Origin of the sequence: Nocardia sp. NBC_01329 (assembly GCF_035956715.1) — a bacterium.
In the GTDB taxonomy this organism is placed as follows: Bacteria; Actinomycetota; Actinomycetes; order Mycobacteriales; family Mycobacteriaceae; genus Nocardia.
Window position 1 is genome coordinate 677,379 of sequence record NZ_CP108381.1, and the last position, 14,524, is coordinate 691,902.

15 protein-coding genes and 1 pseudogene are annotated in these 14,524 nt (G+C 65.5%); 9 read left to right on the forward strand and 7 right to left on the reverse strand.

What is annotated here, in order from left to right; genetic code table 11:
- The first annotated feature begins 33 nt into the window (after positions 1 to 33).
- Together OG405_RS03115 and OG405_RS03120 are read left to right on the forward strand one after the other, a co-directional pair.
- Entirely contained in the window at positions 34 to 600 is a 567-nt protein-coding gene (locus tag OG405_RS03115; RefSeq protein ID WP_327152182.1) for a dihydrofolate reductase family protein, read from the forward strand.
- A 114-nt stretch (positions 601 to 714) separates the two neighbouring features.
- Positions 715 to 957, forward strand: a complete 243-nt coding sequence (locus tag OG405_RS03120) for a hypothetical protein (RefSeq protein ID WP_327150128.1) — start codon at positions 715 to 717, stop codon at positions 955 to 957.
- Positions 958 to 1,252: 295 nt separating this feature from the next.
- Here OG405_RS03120 and OG405_RS03125 read toward each other — a convergent pair whose 3' ends face one another.
- Positions 1,253 to 1,621, reverse strand: coding sequence for a VOC family protein (locus OG405_RS03125; protein WP_327150129.1), 369 nt, complete (start codon positions 1,619 to 1,621; stop codon positions 1,253 to 1,255).
- A gap of 36 nt (positions 1,622 to 1,657) precedes the next feature.
- Positions 1,658 to 2,431 carry an oxidoreductase gene (locus OG405_RS03130; RefSeq protein WP_327150130.1) on the reverse strand — a complete coding sequence of 258 codons (774 nt, stop codon included), beginning with the start codon at positions 2,429 to 2,431 and terminating at the stop codon, positions 1,658 to 1,660.
- Positions 2,432 to 2,511: 80 nt separating this feature from the next.
- On the opposite strand from OG405_RS03130, the gene OG405_RS03135 reads away from it, so the two are divergent.
- The gene (locus tag OG405_RS03135) at positions 2,512 to 3,084 is read left to right on the forward strand and encodes a TetR/AcrR family transcriptional regulator (RefSeq protein WP_327150131.1); all 573 of its coding nucleotides are present in this window, start codon (positions 2,512 to 2,514) and stop codon (positions 3,082 to 3,084) included.
- A 733-nt stretch (positions 3,085 to 3,817) separates the two neighbouring features.
- On the opposite strand, the gene OG405_RS03140 is transcribed toward OG405_RS03135, so the two are convergent.
- Positions 3,818 to 4,978: a lipase family protein gene (locus tag OG405_RS03140; RefSeq protein WP_327150132.1), complete on the reverse strand. Its 1,161-nt coding sequence runs from the start codon at positions 4,976 to 4,978 to the stop codon at positions 3,818 to 3,820.
- Positions 4,979 to 5,183: 205 nt separating this feature from the next.
- Positions 5,184 to 5,495 (reverse strand): transposase, encoded by a 312-nt coding sequence (locus tag OG405_RS29085; protein WP_442790655.1) that lies wholly within the window; start codon positions 5,493 to 5,495, stop codon positions 5,184 to 5,186.
- Positions 5,496 to 5,779: 284 nt separating this feature from the next.
- Between OG405_RS29085 and OG405_RS03145 the strand changes: the two genes are divergently transcribed.
- Positions 5,780 to 6,385: a dihydrofolate reductase family protein gene (locus OG405_RS03145; protein WP_327150133.1), complete on the forward strand. Its 606-nt coding sequence runs from the start codon at positions 5,780 to 5,782 to the stop codon at positions 6,383 to 6,385.
- Between the two features lie 290 nt (positions 6,386 to 6,675).
- On the opposite strand, the pseudogene arfB reads toward OG405_RS03145, so the two are convergent.
- Positions 6,676 to 7,068, reverse strand: a pseudogene (arfB, locus tag OG405_RS03150) (alternative ribosome rescue aminoacyl-tRNA hydrolase ArfB); the annotation flags it as partial.
- Positions 7,069 to 7,516: 448 nt separating this feature from the next.
- Here arfB and OG405_RS03155 point away from each other — a divergent pair.
- From OG405_RS03155 to OG405_RS03175, 5 genes are all read left to right on the forward strand, one after another.
- Positions 7,517 to 8,404 carry a DUF2268 domain-containing protein gene (locus OG405_RS03155; protein ID WP_327150134.1) on the forward strand — a complete coding sequence of 296 codons (888 nt, stop codon included), beginning with the start codon at positions 7,517 to 7,519 and terminating at the stop codon, positions 8,402 to 8,404.
- Between the two features lie 319 nt (positions 8,405 to 8,723).
- A complete protein-coding gene (locus OG405_RS03160) occupies positions 8,724 to 10,025 on the forward strand; it encodes a hypothetical protein (protein ID WP_327152183.1) in 1,302 nt (433 codons plus the stop codon).
- A gap of 32 nt (positions 10,026 to 10,057) precedes the next feature.
- Positions 10,058 to 11,479, forward strand: a complete 1,422-nt coding sequence (locus OG405_RS03165) for a lipase family protein (protein WP_327150135.1) — start codon at positions 10,058 to 10,060, stop codon at positions 11,477 to 11,479.
- A 111-nt stretch (positions 11,480 to 11,590) separates the two neighbouring features.
- Complete coding sequence (locus tag OG405_RS03170) at positions 11,591 to 12,622, forward strand: linear amide C-N hydrolase (RefSeq protein WP_327150136.1); 1,032 nt, start codon at positions 11,591 to 11,593, stop codon at positions 12,620 to 12,622.
- Positions 12,623 to 12,697: 75 nt separating this feature from the next.
- Positions 12,698 to 13,150, forward strand: coding sequence for a hypothetical protein (locus tag OG405_RS03175; RefSeq protein ID WP_327150137.1), 453 nt, complete (start codon positions 12,698 to 12,700; stop codon positions 13,148 to 13,150).
- A 488-nt stretch (positions 13,151 to 13,638) separates the two neighbouring features.
- Here OG405_RS03175 and OG405_RS03180 read toward each other — a convergent pair whose 3' ends face one another.
- Complete coding sequence (locus OG405_RS03180; protein ID WP_327150138.1) at positions 13,639 to 13,773, reverse strand: hypothetical protein; 135 nt, start codon at positions 13,771 to 13,773, stop codon at positions 13,639 to 13,641.
- Positions 13,774 to 13,894: 121 nt separating this feature from the next.
- Positions 13,895 to 14,479 (reverse strand): VOC family protein, encoded by a 585-nt coding sequence (locus tag OG405_RS03185; protein ID WP_327150139.1) that lies wholly within the window; start codon positions 14,477 to 14,479, stop codon positions 13,895 to 13,897.
- Between the last annotated feature and the right edge of the window lie 45 nt (positions 14,480 to 14,524).

Sequence of the window (14,524 nt, forward strand, 5' to 3'; positions counted from 1 at the left end):
ATGAGTTCTGCCCTCCGGGGCAGTCTGATCTCCATGGGCAAACTCATCTATGGCTTCAACGTGTCGGTGGACGGGTACATCGCCGATGCCCAAGGCAACATCGACTGGGGCGATCCGAGTGACGAGCTGCACCGGTACTGGTGCGACTTCGAGCGGGGGATTGCCCTGTCGTTCTACGGGCGGCGGCTCTACGATCTGATGTCCGCGTACTGGCCGACCGCTGACAAGGCTCCGGACGCCACCCCTCTGATCGTCGACTTCGCCCGCATCTGGCGTGATATGCCCAAGGTCGTGTTCTCACGCACCCTGGAGTCGGTCGACTGGAACTCCCGCCTGGAACGCGGCGACCCGGTCGAGGTGGTGACGAAACTGAAAGCCGAAACCGACGGCAGGCTGGAGGTGGCCGGAGCGACGCTGGCCGCGCCGATCGTGCAGGCCGGGCTGGTGGACGAGTACCGGATCGTTGTCTCGCCCACCGCGGTGGGCGGCGGCACCCCGTTTTTCCCGACACTGCCGTCGTGGATCTCCCTGCGACTGTTGGAGAACCGCACCTTCCCCGGTGGCACGGTCCTGCTGCGCTACGAGGCGAAACACGAATGACACAGCCCGACGCGCTCTGCGGACGCCGGCCGGGCTACCTCGGCGACTTCCTGCGCGATCGAGGTCTCCTCGCTGTGGGCCAGTCCGTCGAACGTGGCGTCGAAGGGGTTGCTGATGTTGACGATGACCGTGCCCGCGAGGGAGTTCCCCGTACTCGGTGACGACCGGAACGACACTGTCGTACAGCAGGGCCTCGATGACGATGTCCCCGGTCGGGACGGCGCGCCACTTGCCCGTTGTCGCGCAGCCGCCCAGGGCCTCGGCCAGGTCATCGGCCTTGGTGTGATCGCGTCCCATGATCGCGAAGGTGTTGCCGCCCGCTACCGCGAGTGTGCCGATGGTGCGGGCTGGCTTTGATTGCGAATTCGGACACCGCTTGGTCGCGAATTTCGTCAGCGTCTTGTTCGTGACTGGTCGCGAATCTCGACACCACTGCACCAGCCTGGTTGCAGTACGGCGGTACCCAACCGACCTCACGTAGCTGGGGTTGTCGGCGGTGGTCGTGACGGATCGCTGCGTTGCCGCTGGGGGACCTCGACGGCAGAACTGGAACGCGTTCTCTCTTTGCTTGGCGAGGAGTCCGCGCTCCCCGCGTGACCGATAGGCGGCAGAAGAGTGTGTCGACTTGCCGGGCGTCAGGACCTTGATCGGGTCAGGCTGCGCGGAGGCAGAAGGGGTGTCCGGCGGGGCTGGCGTATACCCGAGAGGGTTGAGGGGTGGAGGTGATGGCGTCGTCCGTCGGTCGCAGCCGTCGGCCGCCGGCGTCGAGCACTCGCTGGTCCGCCGTCCTCGCGTCGTCGGTAGTGAGGTCGAAGTGCATCTGCTGGGAGATTCCGTCGGGCCATTCGGGTCGCTGGTGGCCGGGTGCGTGCTGGATCACAATCACGGGGAATCCGTCGGTTTGCAGGAAGTGGTGCGTTGCTGTCGTCGTGATCGAGCCACCGAGTAGCCGGTGCCAGAACGCGCTCTCGCTCTCCAGGTCGGCAGCTTCGATGATCAGTGACGTCAGGCTGACGTTCATGGTGTTTCTCCTCGATTGTTGTATGCGGGGTGCGGCTCAGACCACGGGGATGATGCCGCCGTCGACCCGGAACTGCCCGCCGGTGAGCCACTTGGCGCGGCTGGAGGCGAGGAAGGCGATCATCTCCGCGACGTCCCCGGGTTCGCCGGGGCGCCCCATCGGGATCTCGAGGTGGTCCACGATCCGCTGCTCGATGTCGCCGACGCCGATGCCCTGGCTGTCTGCTATCTGCTGAAGATGGCTGGCCGCTCCCTCGGTCATGATGAAACCCGGCAGCACGCACACCACGCGCACTCCGTGCTTGCCCACCGCCGTCGCCAACTCGCGGCTGTAGGCGTTGAGTGCCGCTTTCGCCGCGGCGTAGGGCGCTTCGTCGGGTTGCGGGAGTCGGCTGGCGATGGAGGAGACGTGCACCACCACGCCGGAGCCGCGCTCGACCATCCCCGGGACCAGGGCTCGGTCGAGGCGGATCGCGCTGAGCAGGTTCATCTCCAGATCGGCGAGCCAGGACGCGTCGGACCGCTGCAGGGTCGGCATCGTCCCGGTTGCGGCTCCGGCGTTGTCGACCAGGACATCAACGCCTCCGAAGCTGTCCAACACGCGCCGCCCGAGTTCGGCCACTCCCGCCTCCGACCGCAGATCGGCGGGAATGTAGATGGCGGACAGGTCTTTCGGTGGTGCGGTTCGTGAGGCTGTCAGCACGGTGGCGCCGGCGGCGACAAAGCGACGGGCCGTCGCTTCCCCGAGCCCTCGGCTACCACCGGTCACCAGCACTCGCTGCCCGGCGAGTCCCTCGTGCTCGAACGTCATGGGCGTCCTCTCCCAGTAAAGTGAACCCGACTCCGGAAACTTTACCCTAAACGGAGTCGGACTCACCTTACGGAGGATCATTGCCGTCATCACGTCCACTGCGCGCCGATGCCCGCCGCAATCGTGAAGCCTTGCTGGGCGCGGCCCGCGCAGCGCTGCTCGCCGACGGTAACGCCTACGTGGAGGCGATCGCTCGGCGAGCCGGCGTGTCCGTCGGAACGCTGTACCGCCATTTCGAAACACGCGAAGCGCTCGTCGCGGAGGTATACCGCCAGGAGGTGGTCGAACTCTGCGCAACTCCTGCCCAGTTGCTCGCGCTACACGCTCCGGACGAAGCTCTGCGCAGCTTCCTGCTACTGCTCGTGGAGCATGCGGCAGTAGGCAGAGGGATGGGCGAAGTGCTGGAGAACATCATGGCGACCGACTCCCCGATCTACGACGACACCCGCACCGAGATGGCCCGTGCCCTGGACGAACTGCTCGCTGCGGGCGTCGACGCGTGCCTGCTGCGCGGCGGTGTCAGCGGCCGCGTCCTCCTACGTGCCCTCGGTGGTATCTGCGGAATGCGGACCACCGGCTGGCAGGACGACGCGGTACACATCGCCACCATCCTGTACGACGGATTACGTTACGGCGCAACGAACCACGGCTAGCCATGCCGCCGGGTCACGATAGACCCCCGAAGGTTAAAGCGACGACTTCCGCCGAATGCCCGCACATCGGCATTACAGGGCGTTCGGCGGGTCATCGAACGCCGGTATCGCATCGCGATTTGGAACATGTTCACTCAACGAAATACGGCAGTCGGTGTCCGACGCCTCGCTGTGAGGCCGTCCCCTGACGGGTGGCGAACAGCAGACGTCGGCGCTGCGGTTCGATACTGATCATCCGACTGAGGTGCGGTCGAGATTCACGAACACCAAATCGGGCGGTGTTGGGATTCGCGACCAAGGTGGTGCCGAGATTCGCGACCAGAACCAGCGTGGGTGGCTGTGGATATGATCTGGCCCGAAGGTGCCGCGCGAGCTTGACCGGGGCGAACACTGCGTCCCGATACGCCGCCAGCGCGCCCTTGCGGCGCCGCTCTCCGCGACGGCCCGGGCTGGCCCACCCGGCGGAACCCACGCCCGCGGACCTGCAGGTGCTGTGCGGACAGACTCGGGCCGCCCGGGTGATCCGCAGCAGGCTGTCGAGGTCCGGGTCATTGCCGGTGTTGCGGCGATTTTGACGATCTGCGCGAACAGGTATGTGGGAAGAGTGCGGCGGTTGGAGCGGGTGCGTTCGGGTTTGGTCAGGCGGGCGGCGGGGTTGTCGCGCGGGTCGATGAGGCGGCTGTCCTCGGTGTGTTTGTTGTGACGCGCGACAACCTTCCGATGTGTCGATTCGTCAGCAGGCGACTGGCGCAGGTTCGCCGCGAACCCGACCCTCGAGCCACTGCAGCATCGCGGGGGCACCTACAACCGCTGCGGACAAATGCTCGACCGCGGGGACCTGCAGCGTCTGCAATCGCACCCCCGCCTCACACCAGCGGCGGTTGGTGTTGTTGATCGCGTCGATCGGAATCAGTGGGTCGGACGGCGAATGCCATTGGAATATAGGCATTGCCGGTACTCCGTCGTAGAGTTCTACGCTGTTCTCCGCCACCACTGCCCAGGCATCGGGCTGGTCGAAGACGGAGGCGCTTGCGGCGAACTGGCGAGTGCTGCCACCGGCGCCGATGGCGAGGATGTCGTTGGTGCAACTGTTGGCCATCGCATCACGGATCGCGAGACCGCGCTGATTGAGATTCGAGCTGATCGGCACCCGGTTCGGATATTCCCGCTCCAGGCCGATGGCCGCCGCCATCGCCAAGCCGAAGGCCGGGTGCGGATTGTGGCCCAGCCCCCGCGCCATGGATACCAGGTTCATCGGGGCTCCACCGATGGCCGCGCCCGCTAGCCGCAACTCAGGCGCGTAAGACGGCTGCAGCACCGCCGCCCATGCTGTGGCGAGCCCGCCACCGGAGTAGCCGGCCAGTACCGCCGGGCTGTCCGCAACGGCGAGTTCGGGCAGCTGTTTCACCGCCCGGATGCCGTCCAAAGTGACTTGGCCACCCAAACGGCCGGCTCCGAGTGCGAACTGCGGTCCGAGATGATCCGGCAGCGTCACACTCCAGCCCTGCTGCAACAACATGCTCAACGCCGGCATGATCATCGACAGATTCAGATCAGCGCCGTACAGCCGGTGCGATACCGCGCAGTCGGTGCCGAGCGAATTGATGAAATGCTGATACGACAGCAGCGGTGCGCCGGGTCGATAACCTGCGGGGGTGGCGATCGTGGTGGTCGCCGCGATCGGCGCGCCCCGCGAATTGGTGGAACGAAACTCGACCAGCCGGATCGTGGCGCCGGGGAAGATGGCCAATGGTGGCAGGACCCGCACGTCGAGTACGTCACCTGGTCGGTGCGCCGCCAGGTCGGCAGGGGCGGCGTAGAACGGGTCCGGATCGGGGTGCGGATACAGCGGTTCGGCGGGTGCTGTTGTCGCCACCAGTAGCGTGCATGCCATGCCGCCGAGCGCACCCAGAAAACGAAGAAAGGGACGAGTCACGATCTTGACCTCCAGCAGGGGGTAGTTCGCCGCAATCGCCGACTCGCGGCTGTAGCAGATCGATTCGGGCAGAAAAGTATCACGACACGTGGAGGTGGGACCGTATTGAACGAAGCGCGTTTACGTGCGGACGGCGACGACCGGTGTGACCCGCCTTCAGCGATCAGTTCGGAATGAGTTTCCGGAGGCAGATGGCCGAGCAGGCCGGACTCAGTAGTGCATCAGGTGATGCCTGCTGCCACACTCCCGCCTGCGACCATTCGCTCAACCGACGCCAGCAGGTCGCAACCGAGACGCCGAACGACCCGGTCGGCGACTGGTTCCGCCCGATACCGGTGCGGACCACATACAGGATGCCTTCCAGCGCGGTCCGGCTATCGGACCGATATCGGCCCGGGTGCGGAAGCGTCTCTGGCACCGGAATCAACGACTCCAACCTGACCCACAGCTCATCGGTCACCACCGCGTCACCCACACAGAAGTCGTCAAATAGGTTGCGGCACAGCGCCAGGAGGCTTCAAGCTCATTCTGAACTGATCTCTGAGGGATCGCGCGGGTAGGGATGGTCGTTGCGAGCGCGGCATCCGTGGGGATGCCTCGCAGAGCGCGGACGCGAAGGCATGCTGGGCGCATGTCGAGTGCTCCGCAACGCAGTTTCGTGGGTGTACTGGTGAGGCGATGGGTTCTCGCCACCGCGGCCGATGAGTTTGTGGCTCCCGGCCGGTCGAAGCTTGTGACACCGTAGGAAAGGACACCGCCATGTCGGAGCTTCTCGTCGATTTCATCACCTCTCTCGACGGCTACGCATCGGGCGAGGGATGGCCCGGGTTCTGGGGCCTCGAGGGCCCGGAGTACCTCGCGTGGCTCGGCGAGCAGCCCGAGCCCACCTACCTGATGGGAGCGAACACCTACCGCCTGATGTCGGGCTTCGCCGCCGGTGAGGTCCCGGATGGTCAAGACGAGTTCAGGCCCGAAGAAGAGGCGTCCGTCGATGAGCTCACGCAGGCGTCCAAGGTGGTGTTCTCCTCCTCGCTCGAGGAGCCACTGACGTGGGCCAACTCCACGCTGGTCCGCGACGACGCCGTGGACGCGGTCCGCGCCATGAAGTCGAGTGGCTCGGGGCTCCTCAGCACGATCGGCAGTCTCAGCCTGAGCCGGTCCCTGCTACGAGCCGGACTCGTCGACCGCTTCCGGGTCGTGATGTTCCCGGTGATCACCGGGGCGACGGGCGCTGAACGCATCTACGACGGCTATCCGGACGTCGCCCTCGAGATGATCGGGCACCGCACCTTCGACGGCCGCATCCAGCTGGTCGAGTACAAGCCCCGCGTGCTCGAGCACCCGCCGCTCGGCGCCCCTGCGTGACGTCGCCCGGTCCGCCGGACCGGACCGCCGCCGGGCCGGCGGGCGCGGAGCAAGCTGATCACCAGCAGCGGTAGTCCGATCGCGATCACGAAACCGATCACTACCAGGGCGATTATGGTGTCACCTGCGTGGATTTCCAGCGTGCGAAGCTGAGGCGCGGTAGTACGGTCTCGATGTCCGTGACCGCGTTCGGCTCGAGTGGGCTCAGGTGGGCGGGTGCCGGCAGGATCACCAGGTCGGCCCCGGCATAGCGCACGCGTCAGCGCGGGGCAGCCTTCCTTGACATCACCCTAGTCGTCGGGAAAGGCACGGCGGTTTCGCTTGGTGATGCCGCGCCGCTTCTTCGCGGCGATGCGACGTTCCTTCGCGCCGCGCGAGGGCTTGGTGGCGCGCCGAACGGGCGGAGGGGCGGCAGCGGCGTCACGCAGTAACGAGGCCAGGCGGTCGCGGGCGGCCGCGCGGTTCTGCAGCTGTGCGCGGTGCTCCGAAGCGGCGATCGTGAGCACCCCGTCGACCAGGCGGGTGGCCAAGCGATCGAGCATCCGGGTGCGCATCCGTTCCGGCACGGAGGGCGAGCGGGCGAGGTCGAACGACAGCTCAACCCGGCTGTCGGTGGTGTTGACGTGCTGCCCGCCCGGGCCGGACGAGCGTGAGAACCGCTCGCGTAACTCGGATGCGGGTATCACCAGCGTCCGAGTCACGGTCAGGTCTTCTGCCATGATCCGACGCCGTCTTTCCGATTCGCGAGTCCCACTGTCCCAAGCGGCTGAATGGTGACCTTGTCGTCCACGATAGCGACGACAACTGGCGGGTGTTGCCGGACAAGCCGCCGTTGCCCGAGGGAGCTCGCCGACATCGATCGCGCCGTCGCCGACCGGGACGGCCGACCGCAGGTACGCCATCGGATCGAGGCGGGTGACGAGGCCGCCGGCGGGTATCCCTGGGGAGGTCGCCACGGTCCTCACCCGGCACGCGTCGATCGCCGCGGCGATGTCCGCGTTCATGCGTGCGTTCCAGCAGCTCGGCGGTTCTGGAACGCTCGCACTCGGGCGGCCGCAGTACGGCCTACGACCTGACTGGGTTCTGATTCGGGTTGCACCTCACGCTACGTCAGGGTTTAGCGTCGCGCCGGTGACGATCACTGTTCTCGACTCCTACTCGACTATGAAGCAAATCCTGCAGGCCCCGGTGGCCGATCGGGAAGACATGCTGCGGGCGATGCTCGAACCCACGACCGGGATGTACCGGTACTTCCCGGGCGAGGTGGACCTGGTGACGTTCCACCGGCAGTCGGCCGGGTTCCCGCTCGACCGCGACGGACAGCGTTGCCTCGACGCCCTCGAAACGCTCGCGGCGGCCGATGCCTGGAAGCGCATGCAGCGAGCGGTCGATGACGCGGCAGCCGTATTGCTCGCCGCGACAACGGGATTCCGGGCGCCGGACATCACCGTGCTCCTGGTGCTCGGCGACCCGGGCGATACCAACTTCATGGTTCCGAGTCTGGGCCTCACCGGCTTCGGCGGTATCTCCGGCTACATCACGATCACCTTGTGGCCCTATCCGGAGAACCTGGAGCGTTTGGAGTGCACCGCGGTGCACGAACTCCACCACAACCTGCGCTACAGCCCCGGCGGTGTGGTGTGGGATCCGATGACGGTCACCGTCGGTGAGCATGTGGTGGGCGAGGGTTTGGCCGACGCCTTCGCTCGCGAACTCTATGGTGACGATCTCGGCTACGCCCGCCTCGGCGTGCCGACCCTGCACGACGACGAGTCGTTCACAAAAGTTGTTTCCGGGCTGGATATCACCGGGATGCAGAACTTCACGGCCTGGGTACACGGCGACACCATCGCCGAGCACCTGGGCGTGACCCCGGTCGGATTGCCGACGGGAGCGGGGTATTCCGCCGGTAACAGGTTGGTCGACGCCTATCTCGCGGCGACGGGTAAGTCCGCGGCCGAGGCTCTGCACGCCTACAGCGCGGAAGTTATCGCCACCGCGCTCGCGGCGAACCGGTAGCTGCCGTCCCGCCGCCGTAGCCCGGATCGCGACGAACGGGTCGGCTTCGAATGATGAAGCCGGCTTGGTGGGGGTCACGATCTCACCCACTGCCCTTGTCCGTCGCGGATGAGTGGGGATTCTTGCTTATCCGGTCGCGAACGCAATGACCGGCGCTCGCGTGGCGGGCTTGCTCCGAACCCAGGGATATGTTTATCTCCTTGCTATCTATATGTGCGGTGTGGTAATGGGCGTCCCGCATCCGGTCGGGGCCCGGCAGTACGTTCCACAGTCGAATTTCGAGTTGGCCGATCTGGTGAGAGAAAGGCTGGACCGAGGGATGCGATTCGGTTTCTCGTTTCACGCTGCCGTGGTGGCAGGTGTGGCCGCGATCGGACTCGGACTGGTCGGTGTCGCTCCTGCCCAAGCCTCCGAATCGGCCGCTTATCTGGATCTGCCGTTGCTCAATCGGAAGGCCGATGTGGCGCCCGGCGGTGTGAATCCCGAACTTCCCTACGCCGCGGGCCGGTTGCGCACGCTGCTCGACGAGGTGCGTGCGCAGGGTGTCGCGCCCCAGCGATACGCTGCCCTCCTATACCAGTACTGGCTGGTCGAAGCCACGAACAGTGCCGGAATCGAGCTGGCGGCCTGGAATCCGCGCGCTGGCGTACAGGCAAACCGGGACAACCTGATCAAGTCCTACCGTTACTACGAGGATCTACAGCTGGCCCATCGGGAACTGCAGTGGGCAGGTATGGGTGGCCTGGTGGGCGCCGATTTCGCTGGCGGACTGGTGGACTTCGAGTTGCTCGGCGGGATTTACGGGCTGCCCGGGCTTTCCGAAACAGCACGCGCGATACTCGGCGCGGTGGAACAGGTCGCCGGACCGCAGGTCGTTGCGCAGCTGCCGAGAGGTCTGGCGGCGCTCGCCGAAGCCGGCCCGCGGATCACTCCGCAGGATCTGCAATACCTTATCGGCCTGATTCTGGTGATGCAGAAGAATATTTTCTCCGATCTGATGCCCATGCACGAGGCCTATGTGACCGAAGGGCTGCCGGCGCTCGCCGAATTCGAGGCCGCCGGGCTTTTCGACGCGGGCATCATGAACGCCTGGCGCGATATCGCCTCGGGAGACGGCGCGCGTATCGGAGAAGGTAACGCCGCCCTGCTGCGGAGAGAACAGGACTGGGCGATCGGCGCGCAGTGGGATGAAGCACGCGGCTACAAGGGCTCGGTCGGCGAAGCCGTCACCTATCTGAGCGGCGCGGTCGGTTCCCCGTCCGTGGCCGGAGTCGTACCGCCGCGCCGATTCCGTCCGGTCCGTGTGCCGTTCACCATGGTGGATGGCCGGCCCGCGTTGCTGACGCTTCCGCTGCCCGACTGGAACTGGTCCGAGCTCGATCCACGCTGGGATTACATCAGCACCGAATTGCTGCCGAAATACCGGTTTCAGGTCGAGAACGAGTGGCCGGCGTTGGAGGCTTCGTTGCGAATGCCCTACGAGGTGCAGCTGGAATCGCATCGGCCCCTGTTGAACATTCCGCAGCTGCTCGATTCGGCGCTACGGCAGATCCAAGTGACGCCGCTGGATGCGGCTGAACCGGCCGCAGTACCCGTCGGCGGCGGGACTGAGGTGCGTTGATATGTGTGGATACCTGTGGATACGGAGTAACGATGTCTGAGCTCGATCGCCGCGTCATTCGGCCCCTACGCCGCGGCACACAGCGTATTCGCCGGATAGCCCTGGCTGCGTGCAGTGCTTCGGTGCTGGTCCTGGCCGCGGTCGCGACGTCCAGCGCCCAACCTCCCGTACCCCAGCCGGCGCCGCCCGCCGGCCCCGGGGCCCTCGCGCCTCCGCGCACACCCGGGCTGGGCGAGGTCTTCAACGGGTACGTTGTCGGGACCCTGCAGAACGCCACCCCCGCCTCGCCCGAGGAAATCTTCCGGGGGCTGCGCGCCGACGACCCCTTCTACAACGAACCGCCGCTCACCGGTGCCGAGCGCCCCGGCACGGTAGTGAAGGCGAAGAAGGTCGATGTGTTGTTCACCGGGGTGAAACCGGCGAACCTCGACGCGTGGAAACTGATGTACGTCACCACCGGTAACGACGGCGCCACCCCGGTGATCAGCACTGGGATCCTGATGGTCCCGGTGGATGGGACGCCGAATTCGCAGCGCCGCCTCATCTCCTACCAAGAGGCCAACGACAGCGTGGGCTGGAGTTGCCATCCCAGCACCCAGTGGACCGGTGGCGCGCCGATAGACGGCGCGTCCTGGTCCGCGCTCGGCCCGCTCGCGCTGTTGTTCGGCAAGGGATACGCCGTGATGATCTCCGATGTGGGCAACGACGCCGATCGGCGCCCGCACGGTGTTTTCGCCGGGAAGTTCGCTGCCCACGCTCAACTCGACGGCGCCCGCGCGGCGGTCGCTTTCCCCGAAGCGGGGCTCGATTCCGACGCGCAGACGGCCCTGTTCGGGATCGCCGGTGGCGGTGTGGGAGCGGGCTTCTCCGCCGAACTGCAGCCGGACTACGCACCCGAGCTGAATGTGAAATCGACTGTGCTGGAAGGCATGGTCGTCGAACCACGCAATTTCATGCGCATAGCCGACGGCTCGGTGGGTTCGGGCTTCGCCTTCGCCACCCTGCTCGGCCTGGAGCCCTGGTACCCGGAGATGCGGATCGACGAGAAATTGAATCCGGCGGGCCGGGCCGTCGCCGACTTCTTTCGCACCCAATGCCAGACACCCGCCTACTTCGGGTTGCCGTTCCTGCCGCTGCACACCCTGTTCCAGACGGGCCGCAATCCCGCCGACGAACCAGATTTCCAGCATGCCTTCGACGACAACGTACTCGGTCGGGGCACGCCGGAATCCAAGATCTTGATCGCCTCGTGCGCCGCCGACGATTCCCCCATGTCGCTGGTGCCGGCCCGCGACGCCCGCGCCCTGGCCGATACGTATCGCGCCAGGGGCACCGATGTGACCTACGCGCCGACCGATTGCAGCCTGACCCGGATGATCACCAACCTGTACGGCTGGGGCACCGATCTGTTCGGTATGCAGACGATCGATTGGCTGGACAGCACGTTCGACTGAACGATTCCCGGGCAGTGGCTTCCGGTGAAGTGTCGCTGTGCTCGACGCCGGGCCGATTCGCTCGGTGCGTGGGCTCAACCCTCTGCGATTGTGAAACGCCCAGGAGGCTTCATGTGCACTCGCGTTGTTTGGCCGGACGCAAACGGGTCCGTTCTGGTAGGCCGGAACATGGACTTCCACAAGGACCTGATGACCAACTTGTGGAAACAACCCCGGGGGGTCACCCGTGACGACGGAGTCGACGGTGAGCTCACCTGGACTTCTCGTTATGGCAGTGTCATCGCCACCGCCTTCGACATCATCTCGGTGGACGGTCTCAACGAGGCAGGATTGGGCGGGCATGTGCTGTGGCTCGCCGAATCGACCTACGGTGAACGCGACACTTCTCGTCCTGCGTTGAGCCAGGCGATGTGGTTGCAGTATTTCCTGGACAATTTCGCCACCGTCACCGAGGCCGTGAACTGGGTCGCGGAAACGAATGTTCAGGTCATGCAGATGCCCGACCCGACGGGTGGTGTACCGCCCGCGCTGCACCTCGCTCTCGACGACGCGAACGGCGACTCGGCGATCATCGAGTACATCGACGGTCATCCGAACGTTTACCACAGTCGTGACTATCGCGTGATGACGAACTCTCCCACATACGATCAGCAGATCGAACTGCTCACGCGCTGGGCAGGTCTCGGGGGAGAGGATCCGTTGCCCGGCGATACGCTGGCCGAGCATCGCTTCGCCCGGGCGGCGTATTACGCGAGGCGTCTGCCCCAGCCGGACAGTCAACTGGAAGCCATCGCCGGCATGTTCAGCCTCGTCCGCAATGTGGCACAGCCGTTCCGTATCCCGGATCCCGGTAAACCCGATGCGTCGCAGACGATTTGGCAGGTAGTTCTGGACTTGACGAACAAGCGTTACGTGTACGAGTCCACAACGCGACCCAATATCGTGTGGGTCGATCTGGCGGATCTCGACTTCGGCGAGGACTCTCCGCAGCTCAAAGTGGATTTGACAGGAAAGCTTTCGCTGGAAGGCGGCATCGCCGGGAACATCGGCAGCCAGTTCGAGGATGCCGGTCCTATGGTCTTCCTCTCGCTCCAGGCTCTGGAGCAACTCGGGGCGCAGGGCGCCGATATCCGACACAGGTGAAACGGGCATCGTCGTCGGCACGCGCGTCGATCACGCTACTGTTGACCACATTCCAGAACCAGTAGAGGGTGGACAATGATGAAGCGAATTCGTTCGACAGTGCTCGGTATCGCCGCCGTATGCATGGCGGTGGGCGGGGCCCCCGCTGTCTCAGCTGCCCCGAGTGACCAGGGTGATGCGCTGTGCGAGTTCACCTATCCGACTCCGGACGACACCACCATCGGAGGTTCCAGCGCGACCTTCGCCGCACCGGCCGGTCCCGGTGCCGCAACCTTCACCATGCTCACCGATGCCGGAACCGAAACGAGTTACGAGCAAAAGTTCAATCTGATCTGGGCGAATCTCGACACCGGCCGGAACGGGGGAGCCGAGGTGGTTGCCAAGGTCTACGGCCCCGACAATGTGCTGTCGATTCCCGCTGTGCGAACCGAACCCGGTCGTATCGCCCTCGTGTTGCAAGCCTTCAACCACGGCAACGATGAAAATCGCAGCTTCGGAGATTGCAGCGCCGAGTACACAGTGGTCTAGCTTTCTCAAAGCCTGTTCGGTTGAGGTGCGGGTTTGATTTGATGGGTGGTAGTAACGGTCTCTGGGGCGCTGAGCGCTGGTCCAGGGCGGTCAGGTCTAATTCGACCTCGGGTAATTCGCCGGCGTCGGACCAGCCGGTTGGACGTCCGACCGGCTGGATACCTGCTTCGCGCAACTCTTTCCGAGCGGCTCCCAGCGTGATACGGCGCAGCGTGGCGATCGCCTGCGCGGACAGTACTTCTTCGTATGCCTTGATAGCTCGGGCGAGTAGGCGTTGCGGCGTCCGGCGCTGATCGGAGTCGGCTTGTAGTGCGCGGTACTGGTCGGACCATCCGTAGCGGGCAGCCCATTGCGGCGCCGTTGAAGTCCACCCAGGCAAGTGGACACCGAGTTAGCTTCCCCTGTTCATGCCAATTCCGGCATGAAGTGCCGGAATTGGCGAAAGGTCTCTCTGACCTGTGATAATCGATCACGGGATCAATGCGGCGTCACCGCTTGATCGCGCGGCCCAGGAAGAGGGCCGACCGGGTCAGGGGCGTGACCAGCAGGCGCTGGTGGGTGCCGCTGTGGAGGTCGAGCTGGAGGTTGGAGCCGGTGCCGGCGGTACCGAACAACGCCGTCATGACCAGGAGTCCGGGAACGAACCGGGCCCAGGCCCAACGGGCGGCCCGGAAGTCCCTGCCCCGGAAATTCGGATGCCGATGCCCTGCGGCGCATATGCGGCCGCAGGGCATAGCCGATGGGTCAGCGGGTGCGCGGATCCTGCAGCGACGCCATCGCTTCCATGAGCGAGGAATGAACGGCGGTCAATTCCGGGGTGGCGAACGACTCCCAGGACTGTTCGCCCGCGCCGTCCTCGGCGGAATCGGCCTGCCCCCAGTCGCCTTCGCCGGTTCCGTCCGCCGATCCTTCATCCCAGGACGCGCTATCCGGATTGTGCTTGTACACCCACCACAGGTGGCCGAACGGGTCGGCGAAGCGGGAGAGTACGTCGCCCCAGAAATCCGTCGGCTCGGTCACGATCCGCGCACCACGCGCGGCGGCGCGTTTCAGCGTGGCGGCCGGATCGTCGACGTAGACGCGGACGAAGGACGGCATATACGGCCAGTCCGGTTTGCGATCGGCGATCGTCAGCGTCGAATCGCCCATCCGCAGTTCGGAATGCAGAATCAGGCCGTCGGTATCGGCGGTCCGCGCCTCGGGGACCTCGATCGCCCCGAACACATCGACGAGGAAGTCGAGCAGACCTGCCGCGTCGTCGGTCCAGATGAAGGGGTCGACCGTCGCGGATCCGGCGGGCGCCGGGGGGACGGCGGGAGTGGTGGACATACTGTTTCCTTTCGGTTGGTGACCCCAGATTCGCCGCAGTTGCGG

Excerpts from the sequence above, each read along its gene's own strand:
- OG405_RS03115 (WP_327152182.1), top strand. The coding sequence starts at position 34 with ATGGGCAAACTCATCTATGGCTTCAACGTGTCGGTGGACGGGTACATC.
- OG405_RS03120 (WP_327150128.1), top strand. The coding sequence starts at position 715 with ATGTTGACGATGACCGTGCCCGCGAGGGAGTTCCCCGTACTCGGTGAC.
- OG405_RS03125 (WP_327150129.1), bottom strand. The coding sequence starts at position 1,621 with ATGAACGTCAGCCTGACGTCACTGATCATCGAAGCTGCCGACCTGGAG.
- OG405_RS03130 (WP_327150130.1), bottom strand. The coding sequence starts at position 2,431 with ATGACGTTCGAGCACGAGGGACTCGCCGGGCAGCGAGTGCTGGTGACC.
- OG405_RS03140 (WP_327150132.1), bottom strand. The coding sequence starts at position 4,978 with ATGGCATGCACGCTACTGGTGGCGACAACAGCACCCGCCGAACCGCTG.
- OG405_RS03145 (WP_327150133.1), top strand. The coding sequence starts at position 5,780 with ATGTCGGAGCTTCTCGTCGATTTCATCACCTCTCTCGACGGCTACGCA.
- OG405_RS03160 (WP_327152183.1), top strand. The coding sequence starts at position 8,724 with ATGCGATTCGGTTTCTCGTTTCACGCTGCCGTGGTGGCAGGTGTGGCC.
- OG405_RS03165 (WP_327150135.1), top strand. The coding sequence starts at position 10,058 with ATGTCTGAGCTCGATCGCCGCGTCATTCGGCCCCTACGCCGCGGCACA.
- OG405_RS03170 (WP_327150136.1), top strand. The coding sequence starts at position 11,591 with ATGTGCACTCGCGTTGTTTGGCCGGACGCAAACGGGTCCGTTCTGGTA.
- OG405_RS03175 (WP_327150137.1), top strand. The coding sequence starts at position 12,698 with ATGATGAAGCGAATTCGTTCGACAGTGCTCGGTATCGCCGCCGTATGC.
- OG405_RS03180 (WP_327150138.1), bottom strand. The coding sequence starts at position 13,773 with ATGACGGCGTTGTTCGGTACCGCCGGCACCGGCTCCAACCTCCAGCTC.
- OG405_RS03185 (WP_327150139.1), bottom strand. The coding sequence starts at position 14,479 with ATGTCCACCACTCCCGCCGTCCCCCCGGCGCCCGCCGGATCCGCGACG.